Source organism: Sulfurimonas sp., assembly GCF_014859695.1.
Taxonomy (GTDB): Bacteria; Campylobacterota; Campylobacteria; order Campylobacterales; family Sulfurimonadaceae; genus Sulfurimonas.
Genome location: NZ_JACUTS010000145.1, coordinates 1 through 2,594, shown reverse-complemented (window position 1 = coordinate 2,594; position 2,594 = coordinate 1). Strand labels below are relative to the sequence as shown.

General features: G+C 38.8%; 2 protein-coding genes. Both read left to right on the top strand.

The features are described 5' to 3' along the window. The first annotated feature begins 296 nt into the window (after positions 1-296). Positions 297-1,556, top strand: coding sequence for a glycosyl hydrolase (locus tag IBX42_RS12035; protein WP_294933174.1), 1,260 nt, complete (start codon positions 297-299; stop codon positions 1,554-1,556). 7 nt (positions 1,557-1,563) lie between these two features. Next, positions 1,564-2,538: a lipopolysaccharide heptosyltransferase II gene (gene waaF, locus IBX42_RS12030; RefSeq protein ID WP_294933173.1), complete on the top strand. Its 975-nt coding sequence runs from the start codon at positions 1,564-1,566 to the stop codon at positions 2,536-2,538. Positions 2,539-2,594: the final 56 nt, after the last annotated feature.

The window sequence follows — 2,594 nt, the reverse complement described above, 5'->3', positions numbered from 1 at the left end:
CCAAGTTTAATTTCTTGATTAAGTGAAATTTTATTTTTCATCGGATTTACCTAAGATAAAACACTTGTAATGCAAGAGCCAAATGCTGAAGAGCTCTCCAACATGATAGAAAAACTTATATTAGATAAAAATCTTTATAATACATTGGTTCAAAATTCTTTGCTATCAGTCAAAAATACTACATGGAATGATTATATGAAAAAATGTGACGCATATATCAATAGTATTTAAAAAAACAAAATACGACAAACTAAAACAATCTGCTGTTTTATCTAAAAAAGGTTATAATTCGCCTTATGAAAGAACCGTACAGATGGGATAACTATTCCGACCAGCCATATCCACTCAAAGACAAAAACTACAAAAGAGAGATGAGAAAAAGTCAGATTGGCTCGTTTTTTAAAACTCTTTTTATCTCTATTTTTGTACTGCCTATATCACTTATTCTCACGCCGTTTGTCAAAAGAAAAAAGATAGACTCAAGAACCTTCTTCTGCCTTGGTGTCGATTTTGAGCGCAATCCAGAAGAGAGTTTGGAGATGGTAGAGGAGCTAGGCATAGAGAGAGTATTGCTTCGCATAAAACTTTGGGAGATGGAAAAACTCCCGCTTTTGAAAGATTTTATACTTTCATGTAAAGATAAAAAAGTAACACTAAAAATACTTCAAGACAGAGAGCATGTAGAAGATTTATCGCTTTTGCAAAAAGATTTGGAGACAATTTTTGCCTCACTTAATCAACATGTAGATATTTTTGAAATCGGCTCGACAATCAACAGAGCAAAATGGGGATTTTTCAGCGTTGATGAATACAGCCGTTTTTATAAAGTCGCCTACGATTTAAAAATATCAAAATTTCCATATGTAAAGCTTATAGGGAGCGGTGTCATAGACTTTGAGTACCACTTTACTGCGCACACGCTCTTTAATACCAAAAAGTACCGTTATGACGGAGTCTCTTCACTTTTATATGTAGATAGACGAGGCGCGCCTGAAAACATGCAGATGGGATTTAACCTGCAAGACAAAATCTCGCTGCTTAGCACAATGGTCTGGCTAAGTCCAAAGAGTAGTCATGAACTGCACATCACGGAGACAAACTGGCCCATTAGCGGCACTGCTCCGTACGCTCCGACAAGCGAGTACGAGTGTGTAAGTGAAGAGCTGTATAGTGACTACATGTTAAGATACTATCTGCTTGCTCTTGCTTCACAGCAGGTCGACTCTGTATCTTGGCATCAGCTGATTGCTCCGGGATATGGGCTTGTTGACAACAGAGAAGGCATTAAGCAACGCTCCGCATATAAGGCATACAAATTTATGGTTCAAAATCTAAAAAACTCTCAATTTTTACGACTTGATATAAAACGGGGCTATTATATTCTTCAATTTTTAGTGGACAACGTGCTTCTTCAAATCCACTGGTCGCTAAACCCGACAACTCTGAAAAAAGAAGATTTTTTCACACCATATTCACGTGATGGAGAGAAGATAGAGAGCCAAACCCTAAACATAGGTTCATCCCCGATTTATATTTATATAAAAGACGCGGTATAATTCCAGCATGAAAATACTAATAATTTTACCAAACTGGCTTGGTGACGCTGTTATGGCAACTCCAGCCATTGAACTTCTAAGTACTTACTATCCAAGCGCAAGATTTACTTTTGTGGGAAGTTTTGTCTCAATCGAGGCGCTGAAACACCATCCAAAATGCGAATTGGCGATAGTAGATGAGACAAAAAAAGCTCCAAACAGAATCAAAGCAACATATGAGCTTGCCAAAAAGTTAGGCAGTTTTGACATGGCAATCTCTTTTAGAAACCAGATTCACTCATCACTTCTTTTAAAACTCACGGGAACTTTTTTTAGCGTAGCCAAAAAATCGTGGCACTCCATGTTCATGCTTTCGCATACGCCGAGTATAAAAGCAGATAAGCACCTCTGTAAACAATATGCCGAACTTGCCATGATAAACACCGACGCATGGAACAAAACCACACCGCATCTTAAGCTCTACATAGAACCGAAAAAATTTGACAAACCAACAATGGGCATAAACGCAGGAGCGACATACGGAAGTGCCAAACGGTGGTATCCTGAGAGATTTGCTCTTGTTGCAAAAGAGTATAGCGATAGATACGACATCATCATCTTCGGCGGACCGAATGAAGTAGAGATGGCGGCTGAAATCGAGTCATATCTCAAATCTTCACATGTAACAAACTACACAAACTTAGCAGGAAAAACAGACATAAAAGAGCTCTGCTCTCTTATCGGCGGATGTTCGCTATTTGTTACAAACGACAGCGGACCTATGCATGTAGCCGCTGCGTATCAAGTTCCTACCGTCTCAATATTCGGTCCGACAAAACATACGGAAACTTCGCAATGGATGAATGAGAAAAGCAAGATTGTAAGACACGACATGGAGTGCGCCCCATGCATGAGAAGAGAGTGCCCGCTTGGACATCATGAGTGCATGAAAAGCATTACGGCCGCAGAGGTTATAGAAGCCGTAAAAGAGTTAAATTCTTAGTCTAAAACAGAAATTTCAGACCAAAATAAACAGAATCGTTATACTCTACGTCTCTT

Coding starts and splice junctions, on each gene's coding strand:
- IBX42_RS12035 (WP_294933174.1), top strand. CDS start 297: ATGAAAGAACCGTACAGATGGGATAACTATTCCGACCAGCCATATCCA.
- waaF (WP_294933173.1), top strand. CDS start 1,564: ATGAAAATACTAATAATTTTACCAAACTGGCTTGGTGACGCTGTTATG.